The 15,971-nt window shown below is 63.0% G+C and carries 15 protein-coding genes; 8 read left to right on the top strand and 7 right to left on the bottom strand.

Translation table 11 applies throughout. The features are described from left to right. Positions 1-4: 4 nt before the first annotated feature. Positions 5-2,269, bottom strand: coding sequence for an Orn/Lys/Arg family decarboxylase (locus ABD806_RS02595; protein ID WP_344954405.1), 2,265 nt, complete (start codon positions 2,267-2,269; stop codon positions 5-7). 484 nt (positions 2,270-2,753) lie between these two features. Between ABD806_RS02595 and ABD806_RS02590 the strand changes: the two genes are divergently transcribed. The 7 genes from ABD806_RS02590 (at position 2,754) to ABD806_RS02560 (ending at position 9,352) form a co-directional block, all read left to right on the top strand. Beyond that, a complete protein-coding gene (locus tag ABD806_RS02590; protein ID WP_344954403.1) occupies positions 2,754-3,371 on the top strand; it encodes an RNA polymerase factor sigma-70 in 618 nt (205 codons plus the stop codon). After that, positions 3,365-3,577, top strand: coding sequence for an anti-sigma factor family protein (locus tag ABD806_RS02585; protein ID WP_344954401.1), 213 nt, complete (start codon positions 3,365-3,367; stop codon positions 3,575-3,577). The genes ABD806_RS02590 and ABD806_RS02585 overlap by 7 nt, the downstream gene beginning before the upstream one ends. A gap of 191 nt (positions 3,578-3,768) precedes the next feature. Beyond that, on the top strand, positions 3,769-4,737 hold the full coding sequence (arsS, locus tag ABD806_RS02580) for an arsenosugar biosynthesis radical SAM (seleno)protein ArsS (protein WP_344954399.1): 969 nt from the start codon (positions 3,769-3,771) through the stop codon (positions 4,735-4,737). Between the two features lie 31 nt (positions 4,738-4,768). Beyond that, complete coding sequence (locus tag ABD806_RS02575; RefSeq protein ID WP_425583061.1) at positions 4,769-6,976, top strand: FAD-dependent oxidoreductase; 2,208 nt, start codon at positions 4,769-4,771, stop codon at positions 6,974-6,976. Then, positions 6,973-7,644, top strand: a complete 672-nt coding sequence (locus tag ABD806_RS02570; protein ID WP_344954397.1) for a TIGR04283 family arsenosugar biosynthesis glycosyltransferase — start codon at positions 6,973-6,975, stop codon at positions 7,642-7,644. The genes ABD806_RS02575 and ABD806_RS02570 overlap by 4 nt, the downstream gene beginning before the upstream one ends. Beyond that, the gene (locus ABD806_RS02565) at positions 7,641-8,255 is read left to right on the top strand and encodes a TIGR04282 family arsenosugar biosynthesis glycosyltransferase (protein WP_344954395.1); all 615 of its coding nucleotides are present in this window, start codon (positions 7,641-7,643) and stop codon (positions 8,253-8,255) included. Before ABD806_RS02570 ends, ABD806_RS02565 begins: the two co-directional genes overlap by 4 nt. Further along, positions 8,252-9,352, top strand: a complete 1,101-nt coding sequence (locus ABD806_RS02560) for an FAD-dependent oxidoreductase (protein WP_344954393.1) — start codon at positions 8,252-8,254, stop codon at positions 9,350-9,352. Before ABD806_RS02565 ends, ABD806_RS02560 begins: the two co-directional genes overlap by 4 nt. Positions 9,353-9,548: 196 nt before the next feature. On the opposite strand, the gene ABD806_RS02555 is transcribed toward ABD806_RS02560, so the two are convergent. From ABD806_RS02555 to ABD806_RS02540, 4 genes are all read right to left on the bottom strand, one after another. After that, on the bottom strand, positions 9,549-10,502 hold the full coding sequence (locus ABD806_RS02555; RefSeq protein ID WP_344954391.1) for a metallophosphoesterase family protein: 954 nt from the start codon (positions 10,500-10,502) through the stop codon (positions 9,549-9,551). Beyond that, positions 10,502-11,896: a hypothetical protein gene (locus ABD806_RS02550; protein WP_344954389.1), complete on the bottom strand. Its 1,395-nt coding sequence runs from the start codon at positions 11,894-11,896 to the stop codon at positions 10,502-10,504. The genes ABD806_RS02555 and ABD806_RS02550 overlap by 1 nt, the downstream gene beginning before the upstream one ends. A gap of 97 nt (positions 11,897-11,993) precedes the next feature. Next, positions 11,994-12,722 carry a cytochrome c biogenesis CcdA family protein gene (locus tag ABD806_RS02545; protein WP_344954387.1) on the bottom strand — a complete coding sequence of 243 codons (729 nt, stop codon included), beginning with the start codon at positions 12,720-12,722 and terminating at the stop codon, positions 11,994-11,996. 9 nt (positions 12,723-12,731) lie between these two features. Beyond that, positions 12,732-13,115, bottom strand: a complete 384-nt coding sequence (locus tag ABD806_RS02540) for a thioredoxin family protein (RefSeq protein WP_344954385.1) — start codon at positions 13,113-13,115, stop codon at positions 12,732-12,734. A 250-nt stretch (positions 13,116-13,365) separates the two neighbouring features. Here ABD806_RS02540 and gstA point away from each other — a divergent pair, with 250 nt between their 5' ends. After that, the gene (gstA, locus tag ABD806_RS02535; protein ID WP_344954383.1) at positions 13,366-13,962 is read left to right on the top strand and encodes a glutathione transferase GstA; all 597 of its coding nucleotides are present in this window, start codon (positions 13,366-13,368) and stop codon (positions 13,960-13,962) included. A 104-nt stretch (positions 13,963-14,066) separates the two neighbouring features. Here gstA and ABD806_RS02530 read toward each other — a convergent pair whose 3' ends face one another. Together ABD806_RS02530 and ABD806_RS02525 are read right to left on the bottom strand one after the other, a co-directional pair. Next, a complete protein-coding gene (locus ABD806_RS02530) occupies positions 14,067-14,801 on the bottom strand; it encodes a DUF6969 family protein (RefSeq protein WP_344954381.1) in 735 nt (244 codons plus the stop codon). 140 nt (positions 14,802-14,941) lie between these two features. Then, entirely contained in the window at positions 14,942-15,901 is a 960-nt protein-coding gene (locus ABD806_RS02525) for a c-type cytochrome (protein WP_344954379.1), read from the bottom strand. Positions 15,902-15,971 lie beyond the last annotated feature (70 nt).

The raw sequence follows: 15,971 nt of genomic DNA, 5'->3' as shown, positions 1-15,971 counted from the left end.
CTCCCTATTCCGCCACGCAGTCCACATAGTAGTGGGTCTGCCCCGCTTGCTGTTCCGCCACCAGCCCGTGGATAAAGGTTTCGAAGCCGGGGAATTTGCCATTGAACTCACGGGCAAACTTCAGGTAGCTGATGATGGTGTCGTTGAACACCTCGCCCGGGATCAGCAGCGGAATGCCCGGCGGATAGGGGGTGAGCATCACCGCCGTAACCCGGCCGGTCAACTCATCCAGCGGCACCCGGTCGATCTTCTTGTGGGCCATACGGGCGAAGGCATCCGCCGGTTTCATGGCCGGCACCAGATCGGACAGATACATTTCCGTGGTCATCCGGGCCACATTGTTCTGCTTGTAGAAGCGGTGAATATCGGCGCAGAGGTCGCGCAGGCCCACCCGTTCGTATTGCGGATATTTCTGGATAAACTCCGGCAGGATACGCCACAGGGGTGCATTCTTGTCGTAGTCATCCTTGAACTGCTGCAGGGCGGTGACCATGGTATTCCAGCGGCCCTTGGTGATGCCGATGGTAAACATGATAAAGAAGGAATAGAGACCGGTTTTCTCGATCACCACCCCGTGCTCGGCCAGATATTTGGCGACGATGGCCGCGGGGATGCCGTCATCGGCAAAGTTGCCGTCCACGTTCAGGCCCGGGGTGAGAATGGTGGCCTTGATCGGATCCAGCAGGTTGAAGCCCGGGGCCACATCCCCGAAACCGTGCCAGCTTTCTCCGGCGTGCAGCATCCAGGCGTCCCGGTGATCCAGGCCGTCATCGGTCAAGTCATCCGGCCCCCACACCTTGAACCACCAGTCATCGCCGTATTCGTCATCCACCTTGCGCATGGCGCGGCGGAATTCCAGTGCCTCGTCCAGGGACTCCTCCACCAGCGCCGTGCCCCCCGGAGCTTCCATCATGGCCGCGGCCACATCGCAGGAGGCGATGATGGCGTACTGGGGGCTGGTTGAGGTATGCATCAGGTAGGCTTCGTTGAACAGATCCCGGTCCAGCTTGTTGTCTTCTGCGTCCTGCACCAGGATCTGCGAGGCTTGGGAGATCCCCGCCAGCAGCTTGTGGGTCGACTGGGTGGCGAACACCATGGAGTCCTTACAGCGCGGCCGTGCCTCGCCGATGGCGTGATAGTCACCGTAGAAGTCATGGAAGGCCGCATGGGGCAACCAGGCCTCGTCAAAATGCAGGGTGTCGATCTCGCCGTCCAGCAGGGTCTTGATCTCCTCCACGTTATAGAGGATGCCGTCGTAGGTGGACTGGGTAATGGTCAGCACCCGCGGTTTGACATCAGGCGTCTTCTCGAGGATTTCGCGGCAGAAGGGATTGGCCATCATCTTCTCGCGGATACGCGCGGGCTCAAACTCGCTGCGCGGGATCGGGCCTATGATGCCGTAATGGTTACGGGTCGGCATCAGGAATACCGGCACGGCGCCGGTCATCATGATCACATGCAGGATCGACTTGTGGCAGTTGCGATCCACCAGCACGATATCGCCCGGGGCCACGGTCGAGTGCCACACTATCTTGTTGGAAGTAGAGGTGCCGTTGGTGACAAAAAACAGATGATCGGCATTGAAAATCCGCGCGGCGTTGTGCTCCGAGGCGGCCACCGGCCCGGTATGGTCCAGCAGCTGGCCCAGCTCGTCCACCGCATTGCAGACATCGGCGCGCAGCATGTTTTCACCGAAGAACTGGTGGAACATGCGCCCCACCGGTGACTTCAAAAAGGCCACCCCCCCCGAGTGCCCCGGACAGTGCCAGGAATAGGAGCCGTCCTGGGCATAATGGGTCAGGGCGCGGAAGAAAGGCGGTGCCAGCGAGTCCAGGTAGCTCTTGGCTTCGCGGATGATATGCCGGGCCACGAAGTCGGGAGTGTCTTCGTGCATATGGATAAAGCCATGCAGCTCGCGCAGTATGTCGTTGGGGATATGCCGGGCGGTACGGGTCTCACCGTACAGGTAAATCGGAATATCCGGGTTGCGATGGCGGATCTGCTCGACAAAGCGGCGCAGCTGATCCAGCACCGACTGAGTCTCTTCCCGGCTGCCGCCACCGAATTCCTCATCGTCGATCGACAGGATGAAACCGGCGGCCCGGCTTTGTTGCTGGGCAAAAGAGGTCAGATCCCCGTAACTGGTGTAGCCCACCACATCCATGCCGGCTTTCTCTATGGCCGAAGCCAGCTCCCGGATACCGGAGCCGCTGGTATTTTCGGAGCGGAAGTCTTCATCGATGATCACGATGGGAAAATAAAACTGCATGGAATGGCTCCTCGGGTGCTGTGTCGGAAGACGGTGGCGGCCTGTTAATGGTCGCCAATTCTAATCCTTATCACGGCGCGTGACAAAATAAGTTTACATAAACATTCACCTGTAAAAACGCCATGGCGGCCGCGGCTAAAGCGGGCTGACGGCGTCGATGAAACGCTGCCGGATTCGGCCCGGATACTGCCGAAACCGCCCGTTGCCAGCACCATGGGAAAGCGGGCGGGCGGAATTCATAAATGATTATATATTCATCATTTTTGCATTTATAAAGGATGGCAACCTACCCGGTAACAACGTAAAAAGTTGCCACTCTCTGTAATAAATGCCTCCCCGCCACGACCAAAGGATCATGAAAACAAAATACAGGGCTGTCTATCGGTCCGGGAGCCACTGCCTTGGTTTCTGCTGAGTCTGGTGTCTGCCTGGCTATCAAGATACAGTATGGCCAGATATTCATTACCGCTCAGGATAGTCAGCAATGACCCAGGACTCCGTGCCGAAAGACACTCACCCTACCGGCCCTGCCCATGACGCCTTGATGTCTGACGAACTGCGCTTGCAGATGCTCAAATTCGCCACCCTGCAGCTGAGGGACAGCCACCTGGCGGAAGATGCGGTGCAGGAAGCACTGCTGGGGGCCTTCAGGCATGCCCAGGCCTTTGCCGGCCGGGCCGCCTATAAGACCTGGGTATTTGCCATTTTGAAAAACAAGATTGCCGATCTGCTGCGCAAGAACCAGCGCCTGGTGAACATCAGCAGCCTGACCCGGACGGAGGATGACGGACTGGAGGAAGCCCTGTTCAACCAGAGGGGCATGTGGCAACGGGACGAACGGCCGGTGGCCTGGTCATCGCCCGAAGGCAGCGCCGAAGACAGCCAGTTTTGGCGCATCTTCGAGGCCTGCCTCGATGACCTGCCCCCCAATCAAGGCCGGGTATTCATGATGCGCGAGTTCGTCGGCCTGGAAAGCCGCGATATCTGCGCCGAGCTGGAGATCGGCGTCAGCAACCTAAACGTGCTGCTGTATCGGGCCCGGCTGCGCCTGCGGGAATGCTTGGAAAACAAATGGTATCTGGATGGAGACTGCCGATGTTGAACTGTCATAAAGCAACCCGGTTGATGTCCGAGGCCCAGGACAGGCCGCTGACATTAAACGAAAAACTGGCCCTCAAGGTGCATACCCTGATGTGCTCGGCCTGCAGCAACTTCGAAAAACAGCTGCCGGCCCTGCGCCGGATGGCGCGCACCTTTGCCCGGCAGCAACCGCCGGCCGGAGACAAGCCGGACAAGGACCGGAAATGAAACGGCGCTGGGGATTGAGGATTGAGGATTGGCAAACATCGCGGCGGGGCCGCCGCTCCTACAAGATCCCCTTCCCTACTCCCAAACACCCCCCAATCCCTCTATTCCTCTGAATAAAACCATAAACGCTGTAATAAATTCCCCACCGGCGCGGACTATATACTCAAGACTCCGACAATAATGGATATCCCATGAGAGACACACTGCCGCTACTCGACCTCACCGACTTCCCGCCGATCCGCCGGCGTAACCTGGATATATTGCAGGTCAACCTGGGCTATCTCTGTAACATGAAATGCGTACATTGCCATGTGGCCGCCGGCCCCCACCGCACCGAGATGATGGACGCCGACACCCTGGCGCTGATCCCCCGGGTGTTGCAGGCCCGAGGCCTGAACACCCTGGATCTCACCGGCGGCGCGCCCGAGATGCACCAGGGCTTCCGCGACTTGGTCCGCGCTGCCCGGGCGCTGGGCGTCAAGGTGATCGACCGCTGCAACCTGACCATTTTATTTGAGCCGGGATATGAAGACCTGGCGGCCTTTCTCGCCGAGCATCAGGTCGAGATCGTGGCCTCCCTGCCCTGCTACTCCCTGGAAAATGTCGACAAGCAACGCGGCAAGGGCACCTTCGACAAAAGCATAGAGGCGCTGCAGGTACTGAACCGGCTGGGTTATGGCCAGCCCGGCTCCGGGCTGACCCTGAACCTGGTCTACAACCCCCTGGGGCCCAGCCTGCCGCCGCCCCAGGAGGCCCTGGAGGCCGCCTACAAACAGCAGCTGTTCGACCATTTCGGCATTGTATTCAACCAGCTGTTCGCGCTGACCAACATGCCGATCAAGCGCTTCGGCGACTACCTGATCACCAAGCGGCAGTTTCACGACTATATGCGCCTGCTCAAGGACAACCATGCCGCCGCCAACCTGAACAACCTGATGTGCCGCACCACGGTGAGCGTCGACTGGCAGGGCTACCTCTACGACTGCGATTTCAACCAGCAACTCGGCCTACACCTGCCCGGTGGCGAATGGCCGCACCTGCGGGATCTGCTCAGCCGTGAGCTGGAAGGCCAGCCCATCCGCATTGCCGATCACTGCTACGGCTGTACCGCCGGCCAGGGCAGCAGCTGCGGCGGCGCCCTGAACGAAGACAAACAATAAGTATGGCCGGACTCACCCTTAAGGAATCATCATGAGCAGACTCCTCCTCATCCTGGCTCTGGCCGCCCTGGTGGCCGCCTTTTTCCTGTTCGATCTGGACAACCAGCTGACCCTGGAGGCGCTCAAGCAGCACCAGGCCGATATCGCCGGCTTCAAGGCGGACAACCCCTGGCTGCTGGCCGGTGCCTTCTTTGTGTTCTATGTGCTGGTCACCGCCCTGTCGTTGCCGGGAGCGGCCATCATGACCCTGGCCGCCGGCGCCCTGTTCGGCCTGTGGCAGGGCTTTGTGCTGGTGTCGTTTGCCTCCACCATCGGCGCCACCCTGGCCTTTCTGGTGTCCCGCTTCCTGCTGCAGGATGCGGTGCAGCGCCGGTTCGGCGACAAGCTCAAAGCCATCAATGCGGGGGTGGCCCGGGACGGTGCCTTCTACCTGTTCAGCCTGCGGCTGGTGCCGGTGTTCCCCTTCTTCCTGATCAATATCCTGATGGCGCTGACGCCGATCAGGGCCACCACCTTCTACTGGGTCAGCCAGCTGGGCATGGTGGCCGGCACCCTGGTCTACGTCAATGCCGGCACCCAGCTGGCGGCCATCGACAGCCTGGGTGGCATTCTGTCTCCCGGCCTGCTGCTGTCGTTTGCCCTGCTCGGCATCTTTCCCTTTATCGCCCGCGCCCTGGTGCGGGTGTTCCAGCGCCGCCGGGTCTATCGCAGCTGGACCCGCCCCCGCCACTTTGATCGCAACCTGATCGTGATCGGCGCCGGCGCCGCCGGCCTGGTCAGTGCTTACATCGCCGCCGCGGTCAAGGCCAAGGTGACCCTGGTCGAGGCCCACAAGATGGGTGGTGACTGCCTCAACACCGGCTGCGTGCCGAGCAAGGCGCTGATCCGCAGCGCCAAACTGGCCCACCAGATCAAACACGCCGACCATTATGGCCTGGAGGCCGGCGCGCCCGCCTTCAGCTTCAAGGCGGTGATGGCCCGGATACACGAGGTGATCCGCAAGATTGAACCCCACGACAGCATAGAGCGCTACACCAAACTGGGGGTCGAGGTACTGACCGGCTACGGCAGGCTGGTTGACCCCTGGACGGTAGAAATCGCGCTCAACGATGGCAGCATCCGGCGGCTGACCGCCCGCAGCATCATTATCGCCGCCGGCGCCCGCCCCCTGGTGCCCGAGCTGCCAGGCCTGGAGCGGGTGGGTTACCTCACCAGCGATACCCTGTGGGACGAGTTTGCCAAGCGGGAGCAGCCCCCGCGTCGGCTGCTGGTACTGGGTGGCGGCCCCATCGGCTGCGAGCTGGCCCAGAGTTTTGCCCGCCTGGGCTCCGAGGTGACCCAGGTCGAGCTCGCCGACCGGCTGATGGCCCGGGAAGACAGCGACGTCAGCCGGCTGGTAGAAAGCGCGCTCACCCACGACGGGGTGCGAGTGCTCACCGGCCACACCGCGCTGCGCTTCGAGCGCCGGGACGGGCGCAAGCTGATGGTTGCCGAGCATCAGGGCCATGAGGTGGAGATCGAATTCGACGATCTGCTGCTGGCCCTGGGCCGTGGCGCCCGCCTGCAGGGCTACGGCCTGGAGCAGCTGGGCATACAGACCAACCGCACGGTGCAGACCAACGATTATCTGGAAACCCTCTACCCCAACATCTATGCCGCCGGGGATGTGGCCGGCCCCTACCAGTTTACCCATACCGCCGCCCATATGGCCTGGTACGCCACCGTCAATGCCCTGTTCGGCAACCTCAAACGATTCCGGGTCGACTACAGCGTGATCCCCTGGGCCACCTTCGTGGCGCCGGAAGTGGCCAGGGTGGGGCTCAACGAGCAGGAAGCCAGGGAAAAGGGCATTGCCTATGAGGTGACCCGCTATGGCCTGGACGATCTGGACCGGGCCATCGCCGACGGCAGCGATGAAGGCTTTATCAAGGTGCTGACGGTACCCGGCAAGGATAAAATTCTGGGGGTTACCATAGCGGGCGAACACGCCGGCGACCTGATTGCCGAATATGTGCTGGCGATGAAGCAGGGGCTGGGGCTGAACAAAATACTTGGCACCATTCATATCTATCCGACCCTGTCTGAGGCCAACAAGTACGCGGCCGGGGAATGGAAACGGGCCCATGCGCCCGAGCGCCTGCTGAGCTGGGTGGGCAGTTACCATGACTGGCGCCGGGGGAAGCAGGCCGGACACAGGATGCAATCCGGTGACGATGCCCGGAAAGAGGTATCGCGATGACACTGTCGATCATCATCCCCATGCTCAACGAAGCCCGGGCACTGCCAGGGATGCTGGCCCGCCTGCCTCTGCGCGGCTGTCACTGCGAGGTAATCCTGGTCGACGGCGGCAGCCGCGACGACTCGGTGGCCATCGCCCGCCAAGCCGGGTTCCGGGTGCTGGAAACCGCACCGGGCCGGGCCCGGCAGATGAACGCGGGGGCGGCCGCCGCCACCGGCGAACTGCTACTGTTTCTCCATGCGGATACGCTATTGCCGCCAATGGGACTGCAGGCGCTGCAAGCCGCCCTTGCCGACGGCAAACATAGGTGGGGTCGCTTCGATGTGCGCATCAGCGGCCGCCACCCCATGTTCGGGGTGGTCGCCGGGCTGATGAACCTGCGCTCGAGGCTGACCGGCATCGCCACAGGCGATCAGGCCATATTCGTGACCCGCGAGGCCTTTAGCCGTATCGGCGGCTTTCCCGATCAACCGCTGATGGAAGACATAGAGCTCAGCAAACGGCTCAAGCACCTGTCAGCCCCCGCCTGCCTGAGCCTGAAAGTGAGCACCTCCGGCCGGCGCTGGGAAAGCCGGGGCCTGTGGCGCACCATCTGGCTGATGTGGCGGCTGCGCTTCGCCTACTGGCGCGGCGCCCCGGCCGAGCAGCTGGCGAGGGCCTACCGATGAGCCAGACCCGCATTATCATCTTCGCCAAGGCGCCCCTGCCCGGCCAGGCCAAGACCCGTTTGATCCCGGCGCTGGGCGCCGAGGGCGCGGCCCGGCTGGCAAGGCAGATGCTGCTGTCCACCCTGGCGCGCGGCCTGACTGCCGATCTGGGCCCGGTGGAGCTGTGCATGAGCCCAAACCCGAGGGATCCGGCCTGGGCTGATATTCCCCTGCCACCGGGACTGATATTGAGTGACCAGGGCGACGGCGACCTGGGCGAACGCATGGCCCGGGCCGCCAAGCGCGGGCTGGCCCAATCGCCCCGGGTGTTGCTGATTGGCACCGACTGTCCGGCGCTGATCCCGGCCCGCCTACGGTCCACCGCCGACCAGTTGCATCGAAAAGACGCAGTCATCCACCCCGCCCTGGACGGCGGCTATGTGCTGCTCGGCCTGACCCGCTTCCACCCTCGCCTGTTTACCGACATTCCCTGGAGCACATCGCAGGTAGGCTCCATCACCCTGGCCCGCCTCGACGAGCTGGGCTGGAGCTGTCACCGGGCCGAGCCCCTGCCCGATATCGATGAGCCCGGCGATCTACACCACTTGCCTGAGCACGGGATAAATTCATGAGGCGACTGATCCTGGCCGGCGGCGGCCACGCCCATCTCTATGTGCTGGCCGCCCTGGCGAAACGGCCGCTGGCCGGCGTTGAGGTGGTGCTGGTCACGCCAGATCCGCACCAGTACTATTCCGGCATGCTGCCCGGATGGATTTCCGGCCACTACAGCCGGGATCAGTGCCGCATCGATCTGCGGCCACTGGCCAGGGCGGCACAAGTCCGGCTGGAGACCCAACGTGTGATCGGCCTGGATGCGGATAACCGCATGGTGACCCTGGCCGATGGCCGCACCCTGGACTACACGCTGCTGTCGCTGGACACCGGCAGCGAGGTAGACCTGTCCTGGCTGCAGGCAGCCGGTGACAAATTGCTGCCGGCCAAGCCGCTGACCCGGTTCTTTGACCAATGGCCAACACGGCTGGCGCAGGCACGCCGCACTCCCGGCTACCGGCTGCTGGTGGTCGGCGGCGGAGCGGCCGGGGTCGAGCTGGCACTGGCGGCACAACATGCCTTCGTGCAAGAGCGAATCGACGGCCGGGTGATCCTGGTGGCCTCGGACTCAGGCCCCCTCAATGGCCATGCCGAGGGTGCGCGACAGCGCATCGGGCGGATGCTGGCCGAGGCCGGCATCGAGGTGCATGAGCAGCGGGCGGCCGGCAGCGGACAGGGCGTGATGCTGGCCGACGGCAACCAGCTGGCTGCCGACTGCGTGATTGCCGCCGCCGGCGCCAGCGCCCCGCCCTGGCTGATCGGCACCGATCTCGCCCTGAACCAGCAGGGATATGTAGCGATCAATGGGCATCATCAGAGCCTGTCCCACCCACAGGTGTTTGCCGCCGGGGATGTGTGCGCCCGCCAGGATGTGGTCATGGCCCGCTCCGGGGTGCATGCGGTGCATGCCGGGCCTGTGCTGGCAGGCAACCTCAGGGCCGCCCTTGAAGGGGAACCACTCACCTGCTACCGCCCCCGCCGCCATTCCCTCTACCTGCTGGCCACCGGCCCCCGCCACGCGGTGGCCTCCTGGGGCCCCGTCAGCATGGAAGGCAAGTGGGTCTGGTTCTGGAAGGATCATATCGACAGAGGGTTTATCGGCCGCTTCAGCCGGTGACCTGGCAGATCTTGTGGATCTGAAGCTGTTGTGGGCTCGAACAAGTTCGAGCCCATAGAAACCTGCAGCCTCGATTGTTTGCTGTAGGTCAGAATTTATTCTGACAACGATTTGTCAGGTAGAAAACTGACCTACAAAAATATGAGGGGCCATGGCAGTGACTATTCCTGCTTGGGGCCTGTTACACCTCCAGGCTTCACCCCATCAGCCTGATGGCATCCTCCAACCGGTGCGCGGGGCCGCTCATAAACCGCGCCCGGTACGACTCCCAGGCCGGTGAGCCCGGTGGCCACTGGCCAGCAAACCAGATATCCCATTGCTCGCTCCAGTCGATGGGGATGGCATCGCAATAAAGCGTGCCCAGGCGGGTGCCATAGAGGCTGGGTACGGGGGACGGACGGGTACTGAGCCGGGTCAGCAATCCGCGCCGGTCCCTCCTGAAGTTGGGCATGCCGGCGGCGCCGTTGTTGACCACCAGATGGCGTACGCCATTGATATCGAAGTCCTGCATATAGGGCAGGCAGGTGTGGCTGCAGGCAAAAATGCGCGCATCGGCCTGTTCGAACCAGTCAACCAGCCGGTCGCTGATCCGGCCCGGGGTCGGCATGGACTCCAGTGCCAGCTGCCAGCCGGCCAGGGACTCGGGATCGCCGTGCAGCACCTGCACCCTGTGCCCAGCCACCGTCAGCGCCAGTTGCCTGGGCAATTGCGCCAGGCGGGCCCGCAGATCGTCATGATTGGTACCGGTCCGTTGCAGGCGGGCCATGATGGCGTTGGATCTTGTCACCGTCTCGCCCCCGACCCAGTCGGGGTAGGCGCAACCGCAACCGGCCCCGGCCGACGGTGAGCCGAGCTCGGCTTCCACATTGCCCTGTATGGCCGAGTGCGCCAGCACCCATTCGTTGATCCGCCGAAAACTGCTGTCATCGGCATTGAACCAGTTGAAATCCCCGTTGAACACCAGCCCGGGCTCCGGCTGCCCGGCGGCCACTTCCTGCCGTTGCAGGGTGTCGATGGCCTGCAGTGCCGCCCAGTTGCCATACAGGCCGCCGATGATATAGACGCTCTCCCGCGCCACAGCCGGCTCCCGGCCCAGTTGTCGGGGATCGAGGCGGTAGCTCAGGGGGCAACTGCGCCCCTCGGTCGCCATCAGCACTGCACCTTGCGGTCATCCCTGGGCTTGAGCCCCAGGGCAAAGCTGGCAATCCCTGTCAGCAATATGCCGATGGTGATCACCAACAGCTTGCTGTAGCTGTGCTCCACCCCGGTCAGCGGGCCTATCCAGTCCACATACCTGGCCTTCTCCAGGAAGTAGAGCACGGCCCCGCCCATGGCGGCGGCGAAGGCGACCATAAAGCTCCAGCGTGCCACCTCCCGACCGGCCAGAACATTGAACAGGATCACCGGAGTGAGGAACAGGGAGGCGGTGCCGCTGACCGCGACCGCATCAAACAGATCCTTGCTGCCCACAAACACCAGGATCAGGCCGCCGGCGGCAAACAGCGCCATGGCGACCCGGCCATGGCCCGCCGAGGGCCGGCTCAGCTTCATGTCCACCACCATCAGCTTGGAGGCACTGGACAGGGTGGAATCCATGGTCGAGGCAGCGGAAATCACCAGCGCCAGGCCGAGCAAATACATGGCCGGGGCACCCAGCAGGCGCTCCAGGGTCAGCAGCAGATCCTTGTCTTCCCCGCCGTGCAGGCCGGCGAAGACCCCCACCATGCCGAAGGCCAGGATCAGCAGGGCCGACAGCCAGAAGGCATGGATAAAGCTGCGCCGGGTGGTGTCCCGATCGGCCAGGAAGCCCCGGTCCATCATCACGGGGTCGTGCATGGGGTAGCTCAGTACCTGCAGCAGGGCCACCACCAGCAGCACCCAGCCCGGGCTGGTGAGTTGCGGGCTGCTGGCCAGCAGGGCGCTGGCATCGAACAGGGGATGGATCAGGGTGATGGCGACGATGGCCGCGATCAGCAGCAGCAACAGACTCATCTGCAGTACGTCGGTACGCAGCGAGGCGCGCAGGCCGCCGGTCATGGAATAGGCCAGGGTCAGGCCGGCCACCGCCAGGATGGACCAGGTATAAGCCTGGGAATCGGCCACCCCGAACACCATACCCACCACCAACAGGTTGGCGAAAACCTCGGTCAACAACCGCAGGGAAATCAGCAGGTTGTAGCAGCCGGCTCCCAATCGCCCGAAACGGGATTGCAGGAATCTCTGGATATTGCCGACCCCATGGCGGTAGCGCAGCCGGTCGACAATCAGCCAACCGGAGAGGAAGGAGCCGTAATAGGCGGCATAGGCCAGGGCCCCGGCCATACCGAAGAAATAGCCGAGGATGGCGGCATTGAGCAGGGAGCGGGCGAAGATCCAGGTGGTCACCTGGGAGAAGGTCAGGGTCAGCACCCCGGGGGCCGCCCCCCGTTCATCACGTCCGGCGAAGAAGCCCTCGACGGTACGCACCCGGGGCGACAGCAGCAGGCTGGCCAGTCCTATCAGGGATAAGATGCCGATCAGGCTGGGGATATGGATATTGGTCATGATCTTTCCTTGGTTGTTTTAATCGGTCTAAACACGGGGCGCGTCTTGCTCCCAAATGCACACTGTCAGCGACATTAATGCACAGTCTCGGGCTCCCCTAAAACCGGGTGGTGAGTTCGAGTAGCCAGGCCGGGCTTAACGACAACAGCCAACCCTCCAGCCGCTTGTCCAGGCCGGTGAGCACCAGCAAGGCCACCACCAGCAGGCTGCCCCCCATGACCTTGCGCCCGCCCCGTCCCAGGCTGAGGAAACGCTCCCGGCCTCTGACAAACTGTGCGCGGGACAGCAAGCCTATGCCGATAAGGGGCACCACGGCCCCCAGGCTGAACACCAGCATCACCAGGGTGACGGCGCCCAGGCTGTGGCCCTGGCCGGCCAGGACGATCGCCGCCCCTAGGGTAGGGCCGACACAGGGCGTCCACACCACGCCTAGCAACGCCCCCACCAGCAGCTGACCGCGATTGCCATCGGGGTGGAAACCGCCGAGCAGGGCCTGCCCCCGTTCACCGAGACGGGCGGTACGGGTACTGAACCAGTTCTGCAGCCGCCCGCTCAGCAGCCAGCATGCAGCCAGCAGCATCAACAGGGCCGCCCCCAGGCGCACCCCCTGGCCCTCCAGCCCCAAGGCCAGGCCGAAGGAGGCGATAGCTGTCCCCACCAGGGTGAAGGACAGCGCCAGGCCCAGCGCCAGGGCAAACAACCCAAGCCGTTGCCTGGCCATGGCCGAGGCCGCCACCACCGGCAGAAGCGGCAACACACAGGGCGATAGGGTGGTAAGCAGGCCGGCCAACAGGCTGAAGGACAGCAGGGTAATCCCTATATCCATGGTGTGCCCTTACCTGAGCTGCCCGAGGAAAGCCCGCAACCGTTCCGGGTCGGTCTCCCCCAGCACCCGAGCGACTTCCTCACCACCGTCGAACAGGATAAGCGTACTCTGGCGATTCACGCCCAAGGCGCGGAGTGCCTCCTTCTGCCGGTCGAAATCCAGCTTGAGCAGGGTGACATGGGCAAATTCCGGCTCCGCCAGCATCGGCGCCAGTACCGCCTCCTGCCGTTGGCAAACGGGGCACCAATCGGCGTAGACGTCCACCAGCACCGCCGCCTTGTCGGCCTGCAATTGCGCAAATGCCTGCTGCGAAAAAGGCTGGGTTCCGGCCGCCAGCGCCAGGCCCCCAACCAGCAGGGCGACGGAGCACAATAGTGTCTTTAACAATGTCATCGGGCATCCTCGGGATCGTCATGAAATGGACTGGCGTTATCCACGCCGGGGTTATAAAAATAGACGCAGCCGGGCAGGCTTTTCTTACAGGCGGCAGGAATTTTCTGTGCTTGATGCCTGCCTTGACCCTGCCCCCCAGACTTAGGCTATATTTTTTTAACTGTGCCCCACACCGGGAGTCTGTCGCAGCGATACCTGTCGCCGCCGGCAGCAGACAACATTGACCCCTCATCGGTAAGGAGAATGTCCCATGAAACTCTACAGCGCTCCCGGTTCCTGCTCTTCCGCCGCCCATATCTGCCTGCTCGAAACCGGGCTGGATTTCGCCCTGGTCAAGGTGGATTTAGGGGGCGATCGGCGCCTGCCTGATGGCCGGTATCTGAACGATATCAACCCCAAAGGCTATGTGCCCGCCCTTGAGCTGGACAACGGCGAGGTGCTGACCGAAAACGTGGCGGTACTGCAATACATCGCCGATCAAAAACCGGAAAGCGGCCTGGCCCCGGCCAACGGCACCCTGGCCCGTTACCGCCTTCAGGAATGGCTGGGTTTTGTCAACTCGGAGGTGCACAAGACCCTGGGCCTGCTGTTCAACCCCAAGCTGGCGGAGGTCGCAAAACCGGCGCTGCTCGAAAAGTTTGGCCAGCGGGCCGCCTATCTGGACCAGCACCTGGCCGCCCATCAGTATCTGATGGGCGACCAGTTTACCGTCGTCGATGCCTATCTCTATATCGTGCTGGGCTGGTGCCCCATGCTGGGCGCGGATCTCACACCCTACCCCCGGCTGAATGCCTACCTGACCCGCGTCGCGCAGCGCGCGTCGGTAAAAGCGGCGACCGGCGGCTGAACCACGGGTCCCTTCATTTCCGAGCCTGCGGCTCCCCATGATGGTGGGGCCGCAGGATCCCAGGCGGCCACCGTGGGCCAGTAGCCAGGTCGTCCCTGCCCGTCTCATAGTGCTTCCAGCTCGGCCAGCCAGTCATCCACCGAAATCAATAGCTGGCCGGTGATCTCCAACTGCCGGTCTTCGAACACGTCCCGCCCGGGATTGAGCGCCTGCCAGTGGGCGATCACCGCGTCCCTGTGCCGGAGCAACGCCTCGATATGGGGCCGGAACAACACCAGCATGTTGCTCAGCCAGATATTCACCGGCCAGGACGGGTTGGCATGATCGATGACGAAGCTGTCCAGCAGGGAAATCACCGCCTCGGCCGGATACCAGCTCTCACCGGTCACCCAGCGATTGCAGGCGAACAGGCCGACAGGATAGCCCCAGCCGTCCATGGAAATGGCGACGAGATGGGCAATGGCCTGCTCTCCCCGGGGCCAGGGTTCACTCGCACCGGGATAGTCCAGCATCTTCAGTCGCGCAGGAATGCCCGGCGCGCGCAGGAAGGTATGGAAGTGGCCATGCTCCACTTCGCCGCCGCGATGGGCATGGTAGTAATACTGGCTATGGCTGTCTTTATCGAATACATCATCCAGGGGATAGTGGGTCATTTCATAGAAGGTCCCCTGCCCCTTGAGCACGTCACCGACGATATTGACCCCGCCCTTGCTCAACACCCGGTAGCATTCTCGGATCCGGGCGCCGGCCTCGCGCATCCGGCGAATGTCCCCGGGCGTCAGGCTAGCCGCCACCGGCGGCACCAGCTCGGGCAAAGGCTGGCGTGTGATTGCTGTCATAGGCATCCTTGAAATCGTCATCTTCAATACCTGGCGTTCGATAACACAGATCGATCAGTCGGCGGAACCGGCTATTCACCGCCGACTGGTCGCATGCCTGCTGTTTCCCCTTCGTCAGTTGCAGGCTGCCTTTTATCCCCTCACTGCGACTTGGCGGCGCAGGGGTTGGCTGCGCACGGGTTCTTGGCGGCACAGGGGTTGGCCGCGCACGGGCTCTTGGCGGCGCAGGGGTTGGCCGCGCAGGGGTTCTTGGCGGCGCAGGGGTTGGCTGCGCACGGGTTCTTGGCGGCACAGGGGTTGGCCGCGCACGGGCTCTTGGCGGCGCAGGGGTTGGCCGCGCACGGATTCTTCACCGCGCAAGGGTTGGCCGCGCAGGGGTTCTTGGCGGCGCAGGGGTTGGCCGCGCACGGGCTCTTGGCGGCACAGGGATTAAAGGTGGCCTGCTCCGTCTCTACATAGGCCACCAGGGCCGCCAACTCTTTCGAATCCCAGGCCAGGGGTTGAGCCGCCATGGGGGCGACCATGCAAATCTGGATCATCTCATCCAGATGCACCTGGCTCAGGCCAAACTGACCCTGAGCCATCGCCACCGGATGGGGATAGGCCATGGCAAAGCTGGCCTGGTACATCTGTTGGCCCTGGTGACAGCTGCTGCAAGACAGGCCATTGCTGCTCAGGCTGGTGTCGTTGAACAACGCCTGCCCCAAGCTCACCAGCTCGGCCTTGTCTCCCTGATAGGGCTGGTAATTGGCCGGACGTTGCACGGCCTTGGCGGCACAGGGATTGACTGCCGCCGGTTTGGCCGCACAGGGATTCTTAACCGCACAAGGGTTGGCGGCACAGGGACTCTTAACCGCACAAGGGTTGGCGGCACAGGGATTCTTAACCGCACAAGGGTTGGCGGCACAGGGATTCTTAACCGCACAAGGGTTGGCGGCACAAGGCTTCTCGCTCATGGCAATCAGCGGGATGCCATTAACACCCGATTCGGCAGCCTGCACAGGCCCCGACAACGCCAGGGTCAGCAGAGAAGCCGACACCAGGGCGGCAACAGGGGTAATACGGAAGTTAATCGCGGGCTGGGAATGACATCGACGCATGATCATGCTCCTTAAGATAAAACCATCCATGAAAGGCACAGGGGACACCCCTGGTTAATAAGACGCGATA

Origin of the sequence: Zobellella aerophila (assembly GCF_039539325.1) — a bacterium.
Taxonomy (GTDB): Bacteria; Pseudomonadota; Gammaproteobacteria; order Enterobacterales; family Aeromonadaceae; genus Oceanimonas; species Oceanimonas aerophila.
The sequence above is the reverse complement of the archived record's forward strand: the minus strand, read 5'-3'. Positions and strand labels throughout refer to the sequence as shown.